General features: G+C 59.3%; 12 protein-coding genes and 1 tRNA gene. 7 read left to right on the top strand and 6 right to left on the bottom strand.

Annotated elements, in window-relative coordinates; all coding sequences use genetic code 11:
- The 3 genes from kdpA to BLR44_RS03035 form a co-directional block, all read right to left on the bottom strand.
- A complete protein-coding gene (gene kdpA, locus BLR44_RS03045) occupies nt 1-1,695 on the bottom strand; it encodes a potassium-transporting ATPase subunit KdpA (protein ID WP_089678793.1) in 1,695 nt (564 codons plus the stop codon).
- A 4-nt stretch (nt 1,696-1,699) separates the two neighbouring features.
- On the bottom strand, nt 1,700-1,777 hold the full coding sequence (kdpF, locus tag BLR44_RS29345) for a K(+)-transporting ATPase subunit F (RefSeq protein ID WP_089679158.1): 78 nt from the start codon (nt 1,775-1,777) through the stop codon (nt 1,700-1,702).
- A gap of 658 nt (nt 1,778-2,435) precedes the next feature.
- Nucleotides 2,436-3,794 (bottom strand): sigma-54-dependent transcriptional regulator, encoded by a 1,359-nt coding sequence (locus tag BLR44_RS03035; RefSeq protein ID WP_317042764.1) that lies wholly within the window; start codon nt 3,792-3,794, stop codon nt 2,436-2,438.
- Nucleotides 3,795-4,287: 493 nt separating this feature from the next.
- Here BLR44_RS03035 and BLR44_RS03030 point away from each other — a divergent pair, with 493 nt between their 5' ends.
- From BLR44_RS03030 to BLR44_RS03020, 3 genes are all read left to right on the top strand, one after another.
- The gene (locus BLR44_RS03030; protein ID WP_176955876.1) at nt 4,288-7,293 is read left to right on the top strand and encodes a T9SS type A sorting domain-containing protein; all 3,006 of its coding nucleotides are present in this window, start codon (nt 4,288-4,290) and stop codon (nt 7,291-7,293) included.
- Between the two features lie 254 nt (nt 7,294-7,547).
- Entirely contained in the window at nt 7,548-8,003 is a 456-nt protein-coding gene (locus BLR44_RS03025) for a (2Fe-2S)-binding protein (RefSeq protein WP_089678786.1), read from the top strand.
- 10 nt (nt 8,004-8,013) lie between these two features.
- A complete protein-coding gene (locus BLR44_RS03020) occupies nt 8,014-10,275 on the top strand; it encodes a xanthine dehydrogenase family protein molybdopterin-binding subunit (protein WP_089678782.1) in 2,262 nt (753 codons plus the stop codon).
- Between the two features lie 235 nt (nt 10,276-10,510).
- On the opposite strand, the gene BLR44_RS03015 is transcribed toward BLR44_RS03020, so the two are convergent.
- Nucleotides 10,511-11,299: a porin family protein gene (locus tag BLR44_RS03015; protein WP_089678779.1), complete on the bottom strand. Its 789-nt coding sequence runs from the start codon at nt 11,297-11,299 to the stop codon at nt 10,511-10,513.
- Nucleotides 11,300-11,450: 151 nt separating this feature from the next.
- Between BLR44_RS03015 and BLR44_RS03010 the strand changes: the two genes are divergently transcribed.
- Nucleotides 11,451-13,907: a prolyl oligopeptidase family serine peptidase gene (locus tag BLR44_RS03010; protein WP_089678777.1), complete on the top strand. Its 2,457-nt coding sequence runs from the start codon at nt 11,451-11,453 to the stop codon at nt 13,905-13,907.
- Here the strand turns inward: BLR44_RS03010 and BLR44_RS03005 are convergent.
- Nucleotides 13,899-16,142: a RelA/SpoT family protein gene (locus BLR44_RS03005; protein WP_089678774.1), complete on the bottom strand. Its 2,244-nt coding sequence runs from the start codon at nt 16,140-16,142 to the stop codon at nt 13,899-13,901. The genes BLR44_RS03010 and BLR44_RS03005 overlap by 9 nt on opposite strands.
- A gap of 230 nt (nt 16,143-16,372) precedes the next feature.
- On the opposite strand from BLR44_RS03005, the gene BLR44_RS03000 reads away from it, so the two are divergent.
- Nucleotides 16,373-17,077, top strand: coding sequence for a head GIN domain-containing protein (locus BLR44_RS03000; RefSeq protein WP_089678771.1), 705 nt, complete (start codon nt 16,373-16,375; stop codon nt 17,075-17,077).
- Between the two features lie 148 nt (nt 17,078-17,225).
- Nucleotides 17,226-17,307, top strand: a tRNA-Leu gene (locus tag BLR44_RS02995).
- Nucleotides 17,308-17,908: 601 nt separating this feature from the next.
- On the opposite strand, the gene BLR44_RS02990 is transcribed toward BLR44_RS02995, so the two are convergent.
- Nucleotides 17,909-19,204 (bottom strand): aminotransferase class V-fold PLP-dependent enzyme, encoded by a 1,296-nt coding sequence (locus BLR44_RS02990; protein ID WP_089678768.1) that lies wholly within the window; start codon nt 19,202-19,204, stop codon nt 17,909-17,911.
- Between the two features lie 250 nt (nt 19,205-19,454).
- Here BLR44_RS02990 and BLR44_RS02985 point away from each other — a divergent pair, with 250 nt between their 5' ends.
- Nucleotides 19,455-21,476 carry an alpha-L-arabinofuranosidase C-terminal domain-containing protein gene (locus BLR44_RS02985; RefSeq protein WP_089678765.1) on the top strand — a complete coding sequence of 674 codons (2,022 nt, stop codon included), beginning with the start codon at nt 19,455-19,457 and terminating at the stop codon, nt 21,474-21,476.
- Nucleotides 21,477-21,636: the final 160 nt, after the last annotated feature.

The raw sequence follows: 21,636 nt of genomic DNA, 5'->3' as shown, positions 1-21,636 counted from the left end.
CTAAAACGTGAAGTAGTCTGCCAGCGGTCCCAGGACGAGCGCCGGGAAAAAAGCCAGTGCCGCCACGATCAGAATCACGGCCAGCAGCACCGCCCCGAACGCCGGACTCTCCAGAGGCAGCGAACCGGCCGTGACGGGGACGGGCTTTTTCGCCGCCAGCGACCCCACCAGCGCCAACGGGCCGATGATGGGCAGGTAACGTCCCAGGAGCATTAAAATGCCGGTGAGCAGGTTCCAGAAGGGGGTATTGTCACCCAGTCCTTCCAGGCCGGAGCCGTTGTTGGCCGCAGCCGAGGTCGCCTCGTAGAGCATTTCGGAAAAGCCGTGATAGGTAGGATTGTGGAGCCAGCCGTAGCCCGGATGTTGAACGATGCCCATGCTGGCCAGGGCCGTGCCCGCCAGAATCAGCAGCGGGTGGAGGATCACCACCAGGGCCGCGATTGTGACCTCCGGCGCTTCGATTTTCTTGCCCAGCAGGTCGGGGGTCCGGCCGATCATCTGCCCGGCGATAAACACCGCGACCACAACGAACACCATGAAGTTGATCAGCCCCACGCCCACCCCGCCGTAGATGGCGTTGATGAACATGTCCAGCAAAAAGATGCCCCCGGAAAGCGGCGTATGGCTGTCGTGCATGCTGTTGACCGAGCCGTTGGAGGTCGACGTGGTCGACACGCCCCAGAAGGCCGCCGCCGCCGCCCCGAGCCGAACTTCCTTCCCTTCCAGATTGGGCTGACCGGCCGCGAGCCCCAGCGCGGAAAGTGCCGGGTTGCCCTTCGTCTCGACCGTCACGGAGATCGCCACGAAGGTGACAAACAGCAGCGTCATGATCCCGAAAAAACGCAGCGCCAGCGTTCGCCGCTCCAGGTAGAACCCGAAGGCAAAGACCAGGGCCATGGGAAGCAGGAGAATGGCGACGTTTTCGGCCAGGTTGGTCAGGTACGTGGGGTTCTCGAACGGATGGGCGGCGTTGGGACCGAAGAAGCCGCCTCCGTTGGTGCCCAGCTGCTTGATGGCGATCATCGGTGCCGCCGGTCCGCTCGCCACTCGCATCGCCTCCCCTTCCAGCGTGGTCACGTCCTGCAACCCCGTGAAGTGAGTCGGCACGCCCTGGAACGTCAGGAAGAGCGACAGCCCCATCGCCAGCGGCAGCAGCACGCGGGTGCAGCTTTTAAGCATCAGCGCATAGAAGTTGCCCAGGTGGTGGCCAGTCCGGTTTTTCAGGCCCTGAAACAGCAGGGCGCAGGCAGCCATCCCCGTGCCGGCGCTGACAAACTGCAACCAGCAGAAGACGAGCAGTTGAGTGAAATACGAAGCCCCGGTTTCGCCGCTGTAGTGTTGCAGGTTGGTATTGGTTACGAAGCTGACGGCCGTGTTGAAGGCCAGGGTCGGCTCCCAGTTGCCAAGGCCTACCGGATTCCAGAAGGGTTGTCGGCCCTGCCACACCAGTGCTAGAAAGGCCAGGACAAAGAAACCGGCGTTGAGGCCCAGCAGCGCTTTCAGGTTTTGCCGCCAGTCCATGAGGCGGTTGGGGTCTACGCCCGCCAGCTGGAAAATTCCCCTTTCCACAGGGGCCAGAAAGTCCAGCCAGGTGGCCTCGCCCCGAAACACCCGGGTCAGGTACTTACCCAGCGGCCAGGCCAGTACAACGGATAGGAAGAAGGTGAAACTCACGCCTAGGATTTCGGTAGTCATCGGCTTAAAATTTTTCGGGATGAACCATGGCGTAAAACAGGTAGCCGAAGGCCGCCAGGGCGACCAGCAATAAGACGATCATGGCGTTATTTTTTTAACAGGTGTTGGAAATAGTCGACGGACCGATACAGCAGTCCGAAAACAGCTCCGGCCAGCAGAAGCATGGCGAGTGTCATCAGGATATCCATACAGCAGGGATGGTTAAGTGGTACTCGGTCGGCTGAAGCAAAGCGCGCCGGAAACTTGCTGTGTCATGGGGCGGGGCTTCGCTTGGGCCGACCTCTTTTCATTTTCTCCTTCCCCCTGCCAAATCCAATGCCGACGCATTCAATCCCGACACGGATTTTTGCCAATCATCTGAAAACCAGATCCTTACAAATAAAATGCTGCAAAGAGCGTTTACGGGTGAGGCGGAATGACCCTTTCATTTTGACAAGGTTTCTCAAAATGAAAGGGTGGGAGAAGTACTTACTTCGACGGATGGAAGTAGATCGAATGGGGAATGATGTACTCAAAAACGTCCTGGCGAGCGCTAGCGACCGGGGCGGCCGGCCGCCATCTCCTTCTGATGGGGATAACCTCGAAGACACCTTTATTTGTGAGCAACTACGCAAAAAAATGGGATATGCGCCGCTCAGACCCAAGGCGTGCGTCGCTTGTGGACCACAATGGTCTGGGGTAAAAATAGAGCGTAGACACGCTCGTTTTTGGCAACCGGCAGGGGTTGTCGTCCGATTTCCCTAGCCTTCGATCTGATCTTCTTCCATGCGTCGGTACAGCGTCGACAGGCCGATGCCCAGGAGTGCGGCGGCTTTGGTTTTGTTGCCGTGGACGTGTTGCAGCACCTGTTGGATGTGCCGCCTTTCGACTTCGTGGAGGTCGAACAAGCCGGTCGATACGCCTGGTCGGAGCGCCTCGAAATCCAGCGGCAACAGGTCCTTCGTCAGGGTATCGCCGTCGGCCAGAATCACCGAGCGCTCCACGAGGTTGCGCAGTTCTCGGATGTTTCCCCGCCACGTGTGTTTCTTCAGGGCTTCCAGGTAGGCGCGGTCAATGTGGTTGATTTTCTTTCCGGTTTTCCGTCCGAACTGGGCGGCAAAATGCTCGGTCAGTAGCGGAATGTCTTCCGTTCGTTCGTTGAGGGAAGGCAGTTTGAGTTGAAAGACCGACAGGCGGTAAAACAGATCCTCCCGGAATTTTCCCTGCAGGCTCTCTTCTTCCAGGCGACGGTTGGTGGCAGCGATCACCCGCACGTCGACCTGTGTCTCTTTGGTATCGCCCACTTTTAAAAACGCCCCGGACTCCAGCACCCGCAGCAGTTTCGCCTGCAGGTCGAGGTTCAATTCTCCGATTTCGTCCAGGAAAAGGGTGCCCCGGTGCGCCTCTTCAAACAAGCCTTTCTTGTCCTTCGTAGCCCCGGTAAACGCCCCCGTCCGGTAGCCGAACAGCTCGCTTTCCAGTAGGTCGCGCCCAAAGGCACTGCAATTGACCACGACGAACGCTTGGTGCCGGCGGGTGCTGGCCGCATGAATGGCGTGGGCAAACACTTCCTTGCCCGTTCCGGTGGGGCCGGTCAGCAGCACGGTGGCTTCGGAGGGCGCTACTTTCCGCGCCAGTTGCACGGCCGCCTGCAACAGCGATGAGTGGCCGATGATCTGGTCGAAATCGTACGTTTGAGCCACGCGACGCTCCAGCTCTCTGATGCGGAATTGCAATCGGGCCTTTTCCTCCGCCTTGCTGACCATCGGGATGATCTTGTTGTTATCATCGCCTTTCACCAGGTAATCGAACGCCCCGTTTTTCATGGCCTGCACGCCGTCCTGAATGGTACCGTATGCCGTCAAGCAAATCACCTCTGTCTCCGGCGAAAGGGTTTTGATTTCCTTCACCAGCGCAATGCCATTGGCGTCGGGCAATTTCACATCACACAGCACCACCTGCACCGGTTGTTCTTGGAGCAACTGCAACCCGCTCTTCGCTTTATCGGTGGTCAGCACCTCGTAACCTTCGTATTCGAGCAGTTTGGCCAGCAGGTGCCGGATGTCTTTTTCATCGTCGATAATGAGAAGCGTATTTTTCATGGTGGCGCGCGGGCGCATGTGCCCAGGGTTGGAAGCAAGCAAGGGCGCAAAGATAAGGGCCTGAACACCAGTTCTGCCCAGGCCCGATTCACGTTTTTTGCCGCGGCCTTGCAGCCTGATTTTGCACATTTCTTTCGCCTTCCTCCGGCCCTTGATCGGGACTAAGCGCCACCGCGTTGACCGCACTTGCCTTTTTGAAGAGAGACCTGCTTCGCAGACCTGACGTTTGGCGAAGCAATCCTCTTTTGCCTTGCTATGACAGAGGTCTCGCGCCGAGAAGGGCATCGTTCGATTCGGGGTTGTGCCCCGTCCTCGGTTGATGGCAACCGGTTCCTACTCAATTGCCTGATGCCAAGCGGTTCTGAAAAAATAATGCGCTTTTTTTCAGACTATATTTTGTTAATAAAATTCCATCCGAAGAGTTTTATAGATTGCCTTCCCGATGCTTCTCGTACGCTCGCTACACGAAGCGCGGTTCGTTTTTTGGGTAATCATCTTCCACCACAACACCATGCGTTTACACTTCCTCTCTACTTGTCGATGGGCGCGCCTTTCGATCATGGCCGTGCTGTGCCACGTGCTCACGCAGGTACCCGCCTCGGCGCAACGCCTGTACGGCACCACCGAAAATGGCGGCACGTATCAGGCCGGACAACTGTACTCGATGAACAAAGATGGCTCCGACTTCCGGGTTGAACTGGAGTTTCCAGACGTAGGCTACGAGCCCACCGACCGCCCGCTGGTGGCGTCCGACGGCACGCTGTACACCGTGACGTCCCAGGGCGGGCAGTACGGCTACGGCAGCATTGTGCGTACGCACCACGACGGTTCCTTTGCGCTGCTCTACGCATTTCGCCCGCAGGACGGCCGCCCGCAAACGGGCCTGCAACAGGGACGCGACGGTAACTTCTACGGATTTACCGCCACGTACTTTTACCGGATCAGCCCCCAGGGAAAGCTGGTGGTACGTCGTTCGCTTCCCCCCCTCGAAGGGCAGAAGCCGCTGGAACGGCTGGTCCGCGATCCGAACGGGTTTCTGTACGGAGTCGCGGCAGAAGGCGGCAAGTACGGCTGGGGCACGGCCTTTCGCCTGCGCCAGAGCGGCGACTATAAAAAATTGCGGGACTTCCACCCTCAGGACGGCGGCCGCCCCGTGGCCGCTCCGATCCGGGTACGAAACAGCCTGTACGGCACCACGACCGGCACCGTCTATCGGTTGGATTTCGACGGAACGTACCGGATTGTCCACCGGTTTGCAGCCAATGCCAGTCCGCTGGGCGGGGTGGTCCTGGCAGGCGACGGCTACCTGTACGGTCTGGCGTTAGTTGGCTACGATGTAGTGGTCTACCGCCTGGCGCCCAGCGGCAGCGGGTTTCTGTACCTGAATGATCCACTACATCATCGGTACGATGCCTATTTAATGAACCCGGCCGTCTACGATATTTCGGAAGAACCAGTCCCCGGCACGCTGATTCGTAACCTGACGATCGGGTACGACGGACGGCCCTACGGCTATACCTTCAACGCCGCTCAGGAAACAGTGCTTGAGTATGATCCTGCGGCACGCGGGACTATTTTCAAAATTGACGCCAGCAATAAATATCATTACCTCCAAACCACTCGCCATGAACGTCCTTTTGTCGGGCTTACTTACGGACCCGATGGGAAGTTTTACGTTGCAACCGACTATTACACTTCCAATTTTTCGACGTATCGTATACCCGGACAACTTGTGTGTTACGCTCCTGACGGCGCTCGAAAGCCGGTGCACGGGCTCGGGTTTCCGCTGGGCAAACAACCCGATGGCAACAGTCTTCTCCTGATAGGGCAGTCGTTGTACGGGACCGCACAGGACGGCGGAATAAGCCCCGGCGGGCTTCTGTTCCGTTACGACCTGACGGACGCTACCTACCAGATCCTGCAGGATTTTACGTTCGGTCATCCCAAAGGAAACCTGCTCTACACAGGCGGCACGTATCTGTACGGTACGATTGCCCAGGCCTCCACTCCCGCCCTCATCGGCGCTTCCGGCAACCTGTTTCGCATCCGGCTGGACGGCAGCGGTTACCAGCAGCTGGGCGAACTCTACCCCGCCAATGACGGTCAGGATTTTTACAAGGCGGGCTTCCGCTGGCAAGTGGGCCTTTCGCAAGGCAAAAACGGCAGTTTCTATACCGCTTACTCGGGCTATGATTATTACAACGGTGGATATACTTCGTTCGGTGGATCCGAAACCAACGCCATCCGGTTCGACAGCCTGGGCAATCAGGTGCAGCGCATCGGCCGTGTAGAAACTGGTTACGATGAAGAAACCTATAACGAAAGCATCGAAAATGGTTTTGATTTCCAGGGGCTGACGCAAGCCCAAGATGGCTACCTGTACGCGCTGGCTTCTCGGGGAGGTACACAGGACCTGGGCGCGCTGGTCCGCTTCAGTCCCGACGGCAGCGAACCGTTCCGCAAAATGCTTGACTTTGCCGACGTGCCTGGCGAATCGCCGCAGGGCAAGTTGCTGGCGGGCCGCAACGGGTACCTCTACGGCATCACCGCCACCAACGTCTTCCGTTACCACCCCGGTACCGCTGCATATCAGTCGCTTCATGCGCTGGAGGACGGGATCGGCAACCTCTACTGGGGCCAAGACGGTTACCTGTACGGCTCCACCCGCCAAGGCGTATTTCGCCTTCGCCCCGACGGCAGTGGCTTCCAACAACTGTACACGTTTGCGGCGCCGGTCACGACCACAGGAGGCGTGGTTCTTTACGAAGAGTCGACCGTTCCGCCGGTGATGGCCCCCCTCGCGCTGGAAGCCGAATGCGCTCAGTTCGGTTCGGCCTGGCAAACCAACCTGCACAGCACGCAGGCCTCTCAGGGCGGGTACATCTTCTCGACAACGTACGGCCACACGCCCCAGGGCAAAGCCAGCCACCGGGTTCGTTTTCAGGTAGACATTGCCAACCCCGGTGCGTACCAGATCGCGGCGCGCGTCAAAGCCCTCTCGACCAATCGGAACTCCTTCTGGGTGCGCGTCAACGATGGCCCCTGGACGCTGTGGAACGGCCTGCCGACCGGCGAAGCGTACCAATGGTCGTTCTTCCCCGAAGTGCACTACACGCTTCCTGCCGGGGTGGCCACCATCGATCTGGAGTTTCGCGAACCCTACACCCAGCTCGACAAACTCCTGATCGGGCAAGACCTGGAACTCCCCGAGGGCGAAGGACCGCAAGCTCATAACTGCGGCGAACGGCGCGACCGGTCGACGCAAGAGGCGACCGATCTGAACGCGGCCGTTCAGGTCTATCCCAACCCCACCACAGGCCGTTTCCACGTGGTGGCACCCACCGACGGAACGGAGATCCGCCTGATGGACATCCGGGGCCAGCAGTTGCGGAACGTTGCTTACCAACGCACGGCAGAAGGCTGGGAAATCAACCTGCAACAGCATCCCGCCGGGATCTACCTGCTCCAGGTGCAGACGGCGGAGGGTCTTCTGCACCAGCGGATCGTGAAGCAGTAACTGGCTTTTCTCATGCAACGCGCGCCATTCCGAGCACTCGGGGTGGCGCGCGTTGTTTATCTTCCGCATGGCTGCGCCAGCCGTCGCACCGCTCTTTTGTGGGAAGCACCGGATCGCGTCGCAGGCCCTACCGCCCCTCCGGGACGGTCAGGTTTGAAATGCGTAAGTGATTGTTTGATTTTTGTAGGTTTTCTGCCTTCTTAAATCGCTATTTTAGAGCTACTTAATTCTTTTGCGTTCTACCGATTACGACTATGGCTCAATTCCACCTTCTGATCAACGGTAAAAAACAACAGGTTGATGTCGACCCCGCCACCCCTATGCTGTGGGTGCTGCGCGACCATCTCCGCCTGGTAGGCACCAAGTACGGCTGCGGCATTGCGCAGTGCGGTGCGTGCACCATCCACCTGAACGGCACCGCCGTGCGCGCCTGTCAACTGCCGGTTTCAGCCGTCGGGGAGCAACCGGTGACCACCATCGAGGGGCTGTCGGAAAACGGCGACCATCCCGTCCAGAAAGCCTGGCTGCAACTGGACGTGCCGCAGTGCGGCTACTGCCAGGCTGGCCAAATGATGAGCGCCGCCGCCCTGCTGGCACAGAACGCGTCGCCGACCGACGAGGAGATCGAATCGGCCATGAACGGAAACCTGTGCCGTTGCGGCACCTACACCCGCATTAAAAAAGCCATCAAAACCGCGGCCACCCTTTAACTCCCCTGCCATGACTGTAAAAACCACCCTGGACCGACGATCTTTTCTGAAAGCCTCTGCCCTGGCGGGCGGCGGTCTGATGCTGAGCTTTAGCTGGCTGGCCGGTTGCCAGCAACCGAGCCCCTCCGACACCGAAACTGACGCCCTGGCCCTCCCGGACGAGTGGTTCGAGCTGAACAGCTACATCAAAATCGGGGCGAACGGCGTGGTCACGCTGATGTCACCCAACCCGGAATTCGGTTCCAACGTAAAAACCTCCCTGCCGATGATCCTGGCCGACGAGCTGGACGTCGACTGGCAGCACGTCGTCGTGCAACAGGCCGACTTCTTCCCCGAGCGGTTCGACCGGCAGTTCACGGGGGGCAGCCAGGGCATCCGACAGGGTTGGACGCCCCTGCGCACCGCCGGAGCCACCGCTCGGATGATGCTGGTGCAAGCCGCCGCCCAACACTGGAACGTTCCGGCCGGTGAGATTACCACGAAGGCGGGCGAACTGCAGCACGCCAAAAGCGGCCGAAAGGCCGGCTACGGAGAACTGGCTTCGCTGGCGGCTACCCTGCCTGTCCCCGAAGAAGTGCCAGTGAAAGCGGTGAAGGATTTTTCGATCATCGGGACGTCGCGCAAAAACGTAGAGGGAAAAAACATCGTGACCGGGCAGCCCTTGTTCGGCCTCGATTATTATCAGGAGGGCATGCTCATCGCCATGATCGCCCACCCGCCGGCATTCGGAATGAAAGTAAAATCGGTGGATGCCGCGAAGGCCAAAGCCATGCCCGGCATCCGGGATGTGTTCACCTTCCAGACCCTGCCGGACGATTACGAACGCAACGGATTCGACACGACCACCTTCACGGAACTGATCGCCATCGTGGGCAATTCCACCTGGGAAGTGATGCAGGCCAAAAAGGCCCTGCAAGTGGAATGGGAAGCGGCCGACGACCAGGAGGTCATTGTGAACGGCAGACGCGGCAAAGAGTCGGTCGTGATTCCCGGAGGCCTCGAAAGCACCGCGGGGCACAAAATCCGGATGGCCGAAATGGCCAAAAAAAGTTCGGAAGTGCTGCGCAAAGACGGCGACCCGGAAGCGGCCTTTCGGAAAGCGGCCAAGGTGATCGAGCGGACCTACAACGCCCCGTATCTGGCCCACAACTGCATGGAACCGGTCAACTGTTTTGCCCACGTCACGGACAACCAAGCGGTACTTTATGGCCCCATTCAGGCACCGGAATTCATCATGCAGGCGCTTTCGGCCTGCCTGAACATGCCCCGCAAAAACATCCAGATCAACCTGGCCCGCATGGGTGGCGGGTTCGGGCAACGTGCCTACGGGCATCACCTGGTGGAAGCCGCCGTCATTTCCCAGCACGTGCAGGCTCCTGTCAAGATGGTCTACAGCCGCGAGGACGACATGACCTACGGCATCTACCGGCCCACTTACACGGCGACCTACCGGGCAGGGCTGGACGAGAACAACAACCTGATTGCCTTCCACGTGAAAGGGGGCGGCATTCCGGAGCACCCGGTAGCAGCCAACCGTTTCCCCGCGGGTGCGGTCGACAACTACCTCGCCGAAGGGTGGAAGCTGGACTCGAACATCACGATCGGGGCCTTCCGCGCGCCGCGCTCCAACTTCATCGGGGGCGCCGAGCAGTCGTTCCTCGACGAAGTGGCCGAACTGGCCGGAAAAGATCCGATCGCCTTCCGGCTGGAACTCCTGGAACGGGCCAAGAACAATCCGGTCGGTACGGACAACGACTACGACCCGGCACGCTACGCGGGGGTACTGACCCTGGTGCGTGAGAAGTCGCAGTGGGAAGATTACACGGGCGAAGCCCACCGGGGGGTGGCGGCGTATTTCTGCCACAACACCTACGTCGCGCAGGTGCTCGAACTGGTCATGCAGAACAACCAGCCCGTCGTTCAGAATGTGGTGGCGGCGGTCGATTGCGGCATCGTCGTCAACCCGGATGCAGCCACCAACATGGGCGAAGGCGGCATTGTGGACGGCATCGGGAATGCCCTGTTCGGGGAGATGACGTTCGAAGACGGTGTCCCGACCAAGCAGAACTTCGACCGCTATCGCCTCATCCGCCAGAAAGAAGCGCCCAAAAACATCGAGATCCACTTTGTTCAGAACGAGGAGGCCCCGACCGGCCTAGGCGAGCCTCTGTTCCCACCGATTTTTGCCGCGCTGGCCAACGCGCTCTACAAAGCCAAAGGCACCCGCTACTACAACCAGCCCTTCCGCGATGGGGATCAGTGGCTGGGATAACGAACCCTAACAAATGGCGGCATACCAAAAAAGGCGCTCCGACAGGTGTTGTGAATAACACGTTGCCGGAGCGCCTTTTTTGCTTACGTTCTTATCGTTGTACGGAACCTGGTTCCGCCTTCCTTTCCATCATTCCTCCCCTATCGTTTTTGACTTTTCCAAGGAAGCGCAGGCACGGTGTCCCGCATCCGTGCGGAACCTTACACGCCTGAGATTCAGCCAGAAAACTTTCCGCTTACTGCCGACGGCGCAGGTGCGCATTACGCTCGGCATAGAAGGGCAACACGTAGTTCAGGCCTACTTCCACGCCCGACCAGCTGACCCGGCGGCGGCCCATCTCCCCTGCATAATGTTCCGGATCGGCCGCGTATTCCGACTCTTCTGCCGCGATCCAGTCGTCCGAGCGCATGTCCCGCAGGTTGGCGCTCATCTTGAACTGTGCCGTCAGGTAGACCGTCTTGCTCACGTAAAAGAACATGCCGGCAGCCACAGTTCCGCCCAGGTCGAACCGGTTGAGCTGGTGCATCTCGCTGTAAAACGCCGGCTCGTCGGTAGTGGGCTTGGAGCGCGCCACGTACAGCCGTTCCCCTTCCTGATCGGAATCCAAATACTCCTGCCCTTTCAGCAGAAACGAAAGTTGCGGCCCGGCACTCATATGCACCCCGAAACGGTATTTCGGTGAGGTAGCAAAGCGCACCAGCAGCGGCACCGTCAGGTAGTTCAGGTCGATGGAGCGGGTTCCGACGCGTTCGTCGTCGAGGTAAACGGCATACTCCTGCCCCAGTTGGGTGAAAATTGCCTGCGCCAGCAGTCCTACTTCGTCCGACGAGTGATAGCCCAGCGTAAAGCCCACCGGGGCGGGTTTGAACGTACGCAGGGCCTGAAAATTGGGTGAGTCGTGAAGCTGCGGATCCCGAACGCGGCTCAGGTGATAGCCGCTCAGTACGCCGACATGAACGCCAAACTGGGCGCGAGCAGTCCAGGTGCACAGCAGCAGCGCCCCCAGGAAAAGTAGTTTCTTCATCGTCTGAACAGGTTAAATGCGCGAAGTGCTTTTAGGAAAAATACCGCTTTTCGGCCCACTTCTCCAGTCGGCCGGGGGCAGAAGACGTGAGGAAACGGCCTACTTTCCGCCCGAAGATTTATGTTTGTAAACGAGACTTACCTTCCTGTACATGAGCAAACTTCGCCTCTCTCTTTTTACCTTTTTACTGGCCGCCCCCACCTTTGCCCAGACGCTGGACACGCTGACCGTCGCCACCATCATGCGCGACCCGAAGTGGATCGGTCCGCAACCGGAAAACATCGTGTGGGATGACAACAGCCGCACCTTCTACTTTTCGTGGAATCCGGGGGGCGCTTTTGCGTCCGATTCGCTGTACAAGTACGACCTCGGTGCCGAAGCGCCCATCAAGCTTTCCCCGGCCGAACGCCGCCAGCTTCCCCCCTCGCGCGGCGGGCAGTACGACGCCAAACGCCTCCGGAAGGTCTATGCCCAGGAGGGCGATCTGTACCTGCGGAACCTGGCCTCCGGTGCAGTGCGCCGCCTGACCAACACGTGGGATCAGGAGAGCGACCCGAAGTTTACGGCCGACGGCAAAAAGGTGGTATTCAGACGCGAAAAAGACCTTTACCTGCTGTCGCTCGGTGACGGAACGCTCGAACAGGTCATCCACTTTACGGCCGGCAAGAAACCCGGCAAAGCCGCTCAACCCGCGGAAAAAACCCGCGATGCGTGGCTGGCCGAACAGCAACTGGCGCTGATGGAGGTGCTGCGCGAGCGCAAAGCCCAGGAAGACCTGGCCGACTCGCTGAAGAAGCAGAACGACGTGAAACGCAAGGGCGAAGTTTACACCCACGACCGCACCGTGAGCGACGCGCAACTCAGTGCCGACGGCCGGTACGTCACCTATACCCTCTACAAACCGGCCAACGACCCCACTACCCTTGTGCCCGATTACGTGACGCGCTCGGGCTATACGACCGACATCCAGGCACGTAGCAAAGTGGGGGGACCGCAGCCCACGCAGGAGCTTTTTGTGTACGACCGCGACCGCGACAGTGCCTACGCCGTCCGGACCGACGATCTGCCCGGCATCCGCACGGTGCCCGAGTTCCGGAACGCGTACGCAACGCCGACGCCCGCCCCCTCGCGCCCGGCAAAGCGGCGTAAAAAAGCGGCCGCCGCCGACACAACCCAGGCCGCACCGAAAGCCGTGGCGCTGTACGGACCGGTGTACCCGGAAGGAGATTTTTCGGTAGAGCGGCCCGCCATCGTCGTGCGCTCGCGTGACAACAAAGACCGCTGGATCGGCCTCCTGAACCTGACCGACGGCACCATTCAGGTCCTGGACCACCAGCACGACGAAGCCTGGATCGGCGGCCCCGGCATCGGCTCATACGGCGGGCCGGGCAACCTCGGCTGGCTGGATGCGACGCACCTCTGGTTTCAGTCGGAAAAGACCGGCTATGCGCACCTGTACGTGGCCGACGTCCGGACCGGAGAGATTAAGGCCCTCACCCAGGGAAAGTACGAAGTGCAGGAAGCGCAACTGTCGCGCGACCGCTCCGCGTTCTACCTGCTGACCAATGCACAGCATCCGGGCGAAAAGCAGCTGTACCGGCTGGACGTTGCGCCCGACGGCACGCCCCGCGGAGAAGCACAGCGCCTGACGCAACTGGAAGGGGCCAACGAGCCGACCCTTTCGCCCGACGAAAAGTGGATCGTCGTGCGCCACTCGTTCAGCAACGAACCGTGGGATCTTTTTCTGATCCCCAACATTCCGGACACGACGGAAGCACCCGCCCCGATCCGGATTACCGATTCGCGCAGTGAGGCCTTCAAGTCGTACCCGTGGCGCGCGCCCGAAGTGATCACGTTTGCCGCCCGCGACGGGGCCGAGGTACATGCCCGCCTCTACCGCCCGGAGGATACCACCCAAACGGGCGGCCCCGCGGTGGTATTCGTGCACGGAGCGGGGTACTTGCAAAACGCCCACCGCTGGTGGAGCAGCTACTTCCGCGAGTACATGTTTCATAACCTGCTGGCCGACCGGGGCTACACCGTGCTCGACATCGACTACCGGGGCAGTGCCGGCTACGGTCGCGACTGGCGGACAGGCATTTACCGGTACATGGGCGACAAAGACCTGACCGATCAGGTAGACGGCGCACGCATGCTGACCGAGCGGTACGGCATCGACGCCAAGCGCATTGGCATTTACGGCGGCTCGTACGGCGGTTTCATCACGCTGATGGCCATGTTCACCCAGCCGAACGTGTTTGCGGCCGGGGCAGCGCTCCGCTCCGTCACCGACTGGGCGCACTATAACCACGGCTACACGTCCAACATCCTGAACGAACCGACAACCGACAGTCTGGCCTACGTGCGCAGTTCGCCCATCTATTTCGCCGAGGGGCTGCAGGGCGCGCTGCTGATGTGCCACGGCATGGTCGACACCAACGTCCATTTTCAGGACATTGTGCGGCTGACGCAACGGCTGATCGAATTAGGAAAAGATAATTGGGAACTGGCCGTCTATCCGGTAGAGAGCCACGGGTTTGTGGAGCCCAGCAGTTGGACCGACGAATACAAACGCATTCTGAAGCTGTTCGAAGAAAACCTACGCTGACTTCACCTCTTTCTCGCTCTCGGAGTCGAAGCGCGTCACGGTCTCGATGCCCTTGACGCGCTTCAGCTTGTCGATCAACTCCTCCAGGTGCTTGGTGTCGTGCACAAACAGCATGATCGACCCTTCGAACACGCCGTCGTCGGTGCCGACGGTAATCGAACGCATGTTCACCTTCAGCTCGTTGGAGATGATCCGCGTTACGTCGTTGACCAGCCCCACGCGGTCGGTACCGCGTATTTTCAGGCCCGCCAGAAACGCCAGTTCGTGCTGCGAGGTCCACTTGGCTTTGATGACCCGGTAGCCGTAGCGCGACATCAGCTCGGCAGCGTTCGGGCAATTGGTGCGGTGGATGCGGATGCCCTCGGTGACCGTAACAAACCCGAACACGTCGTCGCCGGGAATGGGGTTGCAACACTTGGCAAACACGTAGTCGATCGAGTCCATGTCCTCCCCAATCAGCAGCATGTCCTCTTCGTGCACCTTGCGAATCTCCTTGGCGAAGGTCTTGGCGTCCTGCACTTCCGGGGCCTTCTGCGACTTTTTGCTCTCTTTTACTTCCAGGAAGCGGCGGATGTCGGCCGGGGCCAGCGAGCCCTTCCCGAACCGGTGGAACAAGTCGGCCGGCGTTTTGGCATCGAAAAAGGCGCGCATCTCGTTGGTGAGCACGTCGGTCAGCTCGATCTTGTTCTGCTTCAGCTTCTTGATCACCAGCGCCCGTCCTTCGTTCACAATCTGCTTGCTCTCCTCCTTGAGGTGATTTTTGATCCGCGTCTTGGCCTTGGTCGTCACCACAAAGTTGAGCCAGTCTTCGTTTGGCTTTTGTTTGCCCGACGTCAGAATCTCGACCTGATCGCCGTTGCGCAGCTTGTAACTCAGCGGCACCAGTTTCTGGTTGACTTTCGCCCCGAGGCAGTGCGCCCCGATTTCGCTGTGGATCTCGAACGCAAAATCGAGCGCGGTCGAACCAGCCGGCAGGTTGCGTAGGTCGCCCTTCGGCGTGAAGACGAACAGCTCTTCGTTGTATAAATTGTTACGAAACTCGTCGACAAACTCAATGGCCGACGAATCGGACTGCTCCAGCATCTCGCGCACCTGGTTGATCCACATGTCCAACCCCGACACCGGCTTGCCGTTCACGACCGCGCCGCTCTTGTATTTCCAGTGGGCGGCGTAGCCCTTCTCCGCAATTTCGTCCATCCGGTCGGTACGGATCTGCACCTCGACCCACTGGCCGGGTTTGCTCATGACGGTGGTGTGCAGCGACTCGTAGCCGTTGCTTTTCGCCATCGAAATCCAGTCGCGCAGGCGATCGGTGTTGGGCTTGTAGAAGTCCGTCACGAGCGAATACGCCTGCCAACAGGCGGCCTTTTCGTTTTCCGGTTCGGTTTTGAGGATGATGCGGATCGCGAACAGGTCGTAGACCTTCTCGAACGGGATGTTCTGCTTCTTCATCTTGTTCCAGATCGAGTGGATGCTCTTGGGGCGTCCTTTGATCGTGAAGTCGAACCCGTGCTCGTGCAGGGCGTTCTGAATGGGCGCGATGAAGTCGCGAATAAATTTGTTGCGGGCCGCCTTGGTCTGGCGGATCTTCCGGGCAATGTCGCGGTAAACCTCCGGCTCGGTGTACTTCAGGCAGAGGTCTTCCAGTTCGGTTTTGATGTTATAGAGCCCCAGGCGGTGGGCCAGCGGCGCGTAGATGTACGACGTTTCGGAGGCGATCTTGAGCTGCTTGTTGCGCGGCATGCTGTCGAGCGTCCGCATGTTGTGCAGCCGGTCGGCCAGCTTGATCAGAATCACGCGCACGTCGTCCGAAAGGGTCAGGAGCATCTTGCGGAAGTTCTCCGCCTGTTCGGACGAGCCCTGTTGGAATACGCCTGAAATCTTGGTCAGGCCGTCGATGATTTTAGCGACCTTCGCCCCGAAATTGCGCTCGATGTCGCTCAGTTCCAGGTCGGTATCCTCCACCACGTCGTGCAACAATGCCGACACGATCGAGGTGGTGCCCAGGCCGATCTCTTCCACCACGATCTGCGCCACGGCCAGCGGATGGAAAATGTAGGGCTCTCCCGATTTCCGGCGCATGTCGCGGTGCGCGTCGTTGGCCGTGTTGAAGGCTTTCTTGATCAGTTTCGCATCTCCGTCACGCAAAATCGGTCGGGCCACGCGCAGCAGCCGTCGGTAACGACGTAAGATCTCCTGCTTTTCGCTTTCCAGGTCAAGCACTTCTAGTTCCATGGCTATTGAGTCGGAAGGTTAAGGATGGCTGGCATCTCTACTAAGGAAAACAATTCTTGGTACGAAATCAATTCCCGGTGGGTCGGTCCGGGAGCAATTCCGTTTGCTTTTTTCATTTTACCCAATTTTTTTCGCTACGCGGTAAAAATTTCTTCTACGGGATGCAACCCACCCCCGTTATTGCGCATCTCTTACCCAATAGCTGATCAGACTTTACAACGCTTTCTCTCATGAAAACCAAACTCTTCTTCTCCCTTTGCTTTGCGATGGTAACCGGCCTGGTTTGGGCGCAAACCGGCAAAGTACGCACGTTTTCCGATTTCAGCGGGCTGCGCATCAGCGGTCCCTTCGACGTGTACCTGGAACAGGGCGACGCCCCACAGGTGCGGATCGACGGCGACAACGAAGCGGTCGAAAAAATTGAGACGGAACTCGACGGCAACACGCTGCGCATCCGCCTGAAAGACGAAAAGAACAACTGGAAATGGTGGAACGACCACGACGACATCAAAGTGTACGTCACCTACCGCAGCCTGCGCGAACTGCATGTGTCGGGCTCGGGCGACATTTTCGGGCGCTCGCCGATCCGCAGTGAATCGTTCGAAGTGCGGGGCAGCGGCTCGGGCGACATTGAACTGGCCGACGTCCAGACCGACCACCTGGAGGTATCGATGTCGGGCTCGGGCGACCTGGAAATTGCCGGACGCGCCCGCGAACAGGACCTGCGCGTGTCGGGCTCGGGCGACATCGAGGCGTTCGGGCTGAAAAGCGAGCGCGCCCACGTGTCGATCAGCGGTTCCAGCGACATCAACCTGAACGTCAGCGAATCGCTCGAAGCGAGCGTCTCGGGTTCGGGCGACATCCGTTACAAAGGTCAGCCCCGCATCGAACGGATGCGCGTGTCGGGCTCCGGCGAAATCCGCCAGGCCAACTAAACCCGCATCGGGTCCGGGACCGAGGCCTTCGCCCGCAAGCGGCATCCCGCGCCGTATCCGCACGACCGGTTTCGCCCCGACAAATTTTCTGCCGCCGCGACCGCCGCATTTGTATTTTCTGGAAACCTCCCTATCTTTGCGGGCCCTTGCGGATGTGGCGAAATTGGTAGACGCACTAGACTTAGGATCTAGCGCCGCGAGGCATGGGGGTTCGAGTCCCTCCATCCGCACGAAAGCCCTTTACAGCGATGTGAAGGGCTTTTTTTGTGGGCTACCCGCCATGTCCTATCCCGCATGAGCGGCCATTCGGTCGTTACAACAAACGGCCTGCGTTCTCACCGCTTTCGGAGCAAACGCGCAATCACGGTTACTTCTTCCCCTGTAGCGGTCCGCACAAGCATAAGTCCGTTGCGTCCACGGATGCACTTGCCGTCCGGTCGGATGACAGCGGTTACAGTAGCGCCTTTTAGCTCAGGTCGCGTCTGACGATCTCCCAAGTATGTATAAGTGCTCATAAGGCAAGCTCGCTACGGTTGGTTTGGTTGCAATTCAATCAACCCCATGGCGGGACCTTATAAACGTCAATTGAGGCGTATAAGATAACACACCTATAAGATTTTCAGCTGACGCGATGCTGCTCAGGCTGACACTTAGAAAGTAGCTCGATCCGGTTTTGTTGCAGCTCTAGTTATTTATAGACGTACCACTTTTTACGCGGCGTCGTCACAGAAAAAGTGGTACGTCTTGTGCGCGTTATAGCCAGACAGAAGCGTTTTAGAGGCAACCCGTCTCTGCATCCCCGATGCTTGCCAGAGCCGATTTGCCGCCCGCTCACACGGTCGCCAGTGCATCGACGATACGGTCCAGGTCGGCCATCGTGTTGTAGATGTGGGGCGAGAAGCGGAGCCCGCCGGTGGGGGCGCAGGCGATGCCGTGGGTTTTGTACAGGCGATCTACCAGCGCGCGGGGCTCTTGGCCGGCCAGGTTGACGATGGTCACCCCCGCACTGAGGTCGGGCGATAGGGGCGTGACGAACGTTACCGACGGGATGCGCTCCCGGAGCTGCTGCTTGAGGTACGCGTTGAGTGCTTTGGTGCGGGCTTCGATCTGCGCTTTGCCCAACGTGGTATGAAAAGCCAGCGTAGCCGAAAGTGCCGCCGCCGTGGTTTCGTTCCGCTGCCCCAGCACGCAGAATTTCTCGTCGACCGTTGTGCTGTTCTGATGCCAGCCCGCCCCGATGATCAGGGGCCACAGGCGGTCCAGGTGTTCTTTTTTCACGTACAGGATACCATTTTCCAGCGGCCCCATCAACCACTTGTGCGTGCTGCCGGTGTAGAAATCGCAGCCCATGGCCCGCAGATCCAGGTCGACCATCCCCAACGACTGAGCGCCGTCCACCATCGAGAGCACGCCCCGCTCGTTCGCCAGCTGGCAGAGGGCCTTGGCCGGGAGGGCAATGCCCGACGCGTTAGAGATGTGCGAGAAGGCAATCAGCCGGGTTTTTCTGGTAATTGCCTCCGCAAACGGGGCAATCAGTTCGGCGGCCGAGGTGGGCTGAGCGGGCATGGCCACGGTTTTTACCGTAAAGCCCAGGCGTTTCGCGCGTTCCTGCCAGGCCAGCCCGTTGGTCGGGTGATTCTGTTCCCAGATCACGACCTCGTCGCCTTTTTTCAGGTCCAGGCTGTTGACGACGATGTTGTTGCTTTCGGTGGTGTTGCGCGTGATGCCGATCTCGTCTGCGTGCACTCCTAAAAAGTCGGCCAGTTGCTGCAAGGCTTCGGCCCGCTGGGTCGCAAAAGTGGCCCGGTAATGAAACGACACGTCTTTTTCCAGGTTCTGGTACGCGTTGACGACCTGTTCCGTCACCACGTACGGACTCGGACACAGGTTGGCGGCATTGACCATCAGCAGCGCCTCGGGAATCATGAACTGCTGTTTCACCAGACGCCAGTACGTTTCTTCGTCCGGCGCAGCAGCCAGCTGCTGACGCAGGTGTTGCAAGGTGGGTCTTCCCAACGCCTCCAGCGGCAGTAACGGAAGCGCCATCGCCGCCAGCGACCCACCGAATACCTGTTTTAAAAACTTGCGCTTCGACGAATTTCCAATAGTATCTTTTTTATAATTCATTATTTACCTCTTTTCACAATCACAAAATAGAGATTATTCAAATGAATCTACCGAATCGAGCCAGAAAACCAAAGAAGATTTTATAGCGGGCACAGGCAAGGCTCATTTGCACAGCGGTTGCAGCCTCTATCCCGTTTTTATTTACATAATCTCAAAAGTTTATAGATCAGTTTGCTTACTTCCGGTGGCTTGCCGCCCGCATTATTCCGCTTTTTTGTAGCTTGGTTGCTTTCAAACAACTTCCTCCCTAATGAATCTGACTTCTCCCAACGGTAGCTGGGGTTACGTCCTCGGCGTTCTACTTCTTCTGGGCTGTGCGCAGGCCACGCCCCTCTCCGATCGCCCGCAGAACCACGCGTATGTCGTGGACGTGGCGAAACCCATCGCGCCCATCCAGCCGACCATGTACGGCATTTTCTTCGAAGACATCAACTTCGCGGCCGACGGGGGCCTCTACGCCGAGATGATCAAGAACCGCTCGTTCGAGTTCGACACCCCGCTCATGGGCTGGCTGCAACCGGCCAGCGATCCGTTTTCGATGAACGAGAAGTCTGGGTTTGCGTCGGCGATCAAACGTAGCGAAGAGGTCGCCAATGCTCATTTCCTGCGCGTAACGGTCAAGGCCGATACCGGCTACCGCCTGACAAACACCGGCTTCCGGGGCATGGGCATTCAGGAAAGGATGCAGTACAACCTGACCCTGATGGCCCGCCAGCCCGAGGGCAACACGAAGCTGCACGTCGAACTGATCGACACCACCGGCCAGGTGTTGGGCAAGGCTACCCTAACGCCCTCCGGGTCTGCCTGGAAAGAATACAGCGCTCAGATCGTGGCCACCGGCACGGCGATGAAAGGCCGGTTTTCGATGCGCTTCGAAGGCAAGGGCGTAGTCGATCTCGACATGGTTTCGCTGTTTCCGGAAAATACCTGGAAAAACCGCCCCAAAGGGATGCGGGCCGATCTGGTGCAACTGCTGGCCGACCTGGACCCGGGCTTTCTGCGCTTCCCCGGCGGCTGCATTGTGGAAGGCCGCACGCTGGCCCGCCGGTACCAGTGGAAAAAAACGGTGGGCGACATCACGGGCCGCGAAGTCCTCATCAACCGGTGGAACACCGAATTTCAGCACCGCCCCACCCCCGACTACTTCCAGAGTTTCGGGCTGGGCTTCTTTGAATATTTCCAACTGGCCGAAGACATGGGCGCCGAGCCGCTGCCCATCCTGAGCTGCGGCATCGCCTGCCAGTTCAACACCGGCGAGCTGGTGCCGATGGACGAGCTCGACCCTTACGTGCAGGACGCGCTCGACCTGATCGAGTTTGCCAACGGCCCTACCAGTTCGGTGTGGGGCAAGGTGCGGGCGGACATGGGCCACCCCGAACCGTTCCACCTGAACTACATCGGCATCGGCAACGAGCAGTGGGGTCCGGAATACATCGCACGGTATCAGGTCTTTGAAAAAGCCATCAAGTCTCAATATCCGGAAATGATCCTCGTGTCGGGAAGCGGCCCGTTCCCCGACGGGGAAATGTTCGACTACGGCTGGGAGCAACTGAAGCAGATGGGGGCTGAGATCGTCGACGAGCACTACTACCGCAGTCCGTCGTGGTTCCTGGAAAACGCCGACCGCTACGACCGTTACGACCGCAACGGCCCGAAGGTGTTTGCGGGAGAATACGCGGCGCAGAGTGTCGCCATCGCCAGCCCCGACAACAAAAACAACTGGGAGTGTGCGCTGGCAGAAGCCGCCTTTATGACCGGCCTGGAACGCAACGCCGAGGTGGTGCACCTGAGCTCGTATGCACCGCTCTTCGCCCACGTCGACGGCTGGCAGTGGACGCCCGACCTGATATGGTTCAACAACTTGGAATCGTACGGAACGCCCAATTATTACGTCCAGAAACTCTTTGCTACCAACCGCGGCACCGCAGTGCTGCCCCTGACCGAGGGCGGCAAACCCGTCACCGGGCAACAGGGCCTCTACGCCACCGCGGCGAAAGATGCCGCCACGGGCGAGCTCGTGCTCAAGATCGTCAACAGTACCGCCACGCCGCAGGAGCTTAACTTTCAGTTTAAAGGCGTGGCTCGCCTGGCGAAAGAAGGGACACTCACCGTCTTGCAGAGCGACGACCTGGAGGCCGTCAACGGGTTTGCAGCGTCGCGCAACATCCGCCCGACCGAACAGCCCCTCTCGACTTCCGGCAAACGCCTTGCGCTGACCGCCGCGCCGTATTCACTCTCCGTGGTGCGGGTCGCGGCACCGGGCCTGAAGTAAGCCGGGCGCAAGCCCTTTCGGTCAACTTTTCGGAAGATTCCGCGCCCCCGGGCAAACAAATCCGGGTCAGAGCCAGTACTTTAGCATAGCATGTACGCGACCCTCGCCGCCTCCGGGCCGGCGGGGGATTCCGTCCCTTATCTCCCTAACCTTATTAACC

Source organism: Catalinimonas alkaloidigena (genome assembly GCF_900100765.1).
In the GTDB taxonomy this organism is placed as follows: Bacteria; Bacteroidota; Bacteroidia; order Cytophagales; family Flexibacteraceae; genus Mooreia; species Mooreia alkaloidigena.
This window is presented reverse-complemented; position numbering and strand designations above follow the sequence as displayed.

What these genes read in the sequence shown, in the direction of transcription:
- kdpA (WP_089678793.1), bottom strand. Translation starts at nt 1,695, where the DNA reads ATGACTACCGAAATCCTAGGCGTGAGTTTCACCTTCTTCCTATCCGTT.
- kdpF (WP_089679158.1), bottom strand. Translation starts at nt 1,777, where the DNA reads ATGATCGTCTTATTGCTGGTCGCCCTGGCGGCCTTCGGCTACCTGTTT.
- BLR44_RS03035 (WP_317042764.1), bottom strand. Translation starts at nt 3,794, where the DNA reads ATGCGCCCGCGCGCCACCATGAAAAATACGCTTCTCATTATCGACGAT.
- BLR44_RS03030 (WP_176955876.1), top strand. Translation starts at nt 4,288, where the DNA reads ATGCGTTTACACTTCCTCTCTACTTGTCGATGGGCGCGCCTTTCGATC.
- BLR44_RS03025 (WP_089678786.1), top strand. Translation starts at nt 7,548, where the DNA reads ATGGCTCAATTCCACCTTCTGATCAACGGTAAAAAACAACAGGTTGAT.
- BLR44_RS03020 (WP_089678782.1), top strand. Translation starts at nt 8,014, where the DNA reads ATGACTGTAAAAACCACCCTGGACCGACGATCTTTTCTGAAAGCCTCT.
- BLR44_RS03015 (WP_089678779.1), bottom strand. Translation starts at nt 11,299, where the DNA reads ATGAAGAAACTACTTTTCCTGGGGGCGCTGCTGCTGTGCACCTGGACT.
- BLR44_RS03010 (WP_089678777.1), top strand. Translation starts at nt 11,451, where the DNA reads ATGAGCAAACTTCGCCTCTCTCTTTTTACCTTTTTACTGGCCGCCCCC.
- BLR44_RS03005 (WP_089678774.1), bottom strand. Translation starts at nt 16,142, where the DNA reads ATGGAACTAGAAGTGCTTGACCTGGAAAGCGAAAAGCAGGAGATCTTA.
- BLR44_RS03000 (WP_089678771.1), top strand. Translation starts at nt 16,373, where the DNA reads ATGAAAACCAAACTCTTCTTCTCCCTTTGCTTTGCGATGGTAACCGGC.
- BLR44_RS02990 (WP_089678768.1), bottom strand. Translation starts at nt 19,204, where the DNA reads ATGAATTATAAAAAAGATACTATTGGAAATTCGTCGAAGCGCAAGTTT.
- BLR44_RS02985 (WP_089678765.1), top strand. Translation starts at nt 19,455, where the DNA reads ATGAATCTGACTTCTCCCAACGGTAGCTGGGGTTACGTCCTCGGCGTT.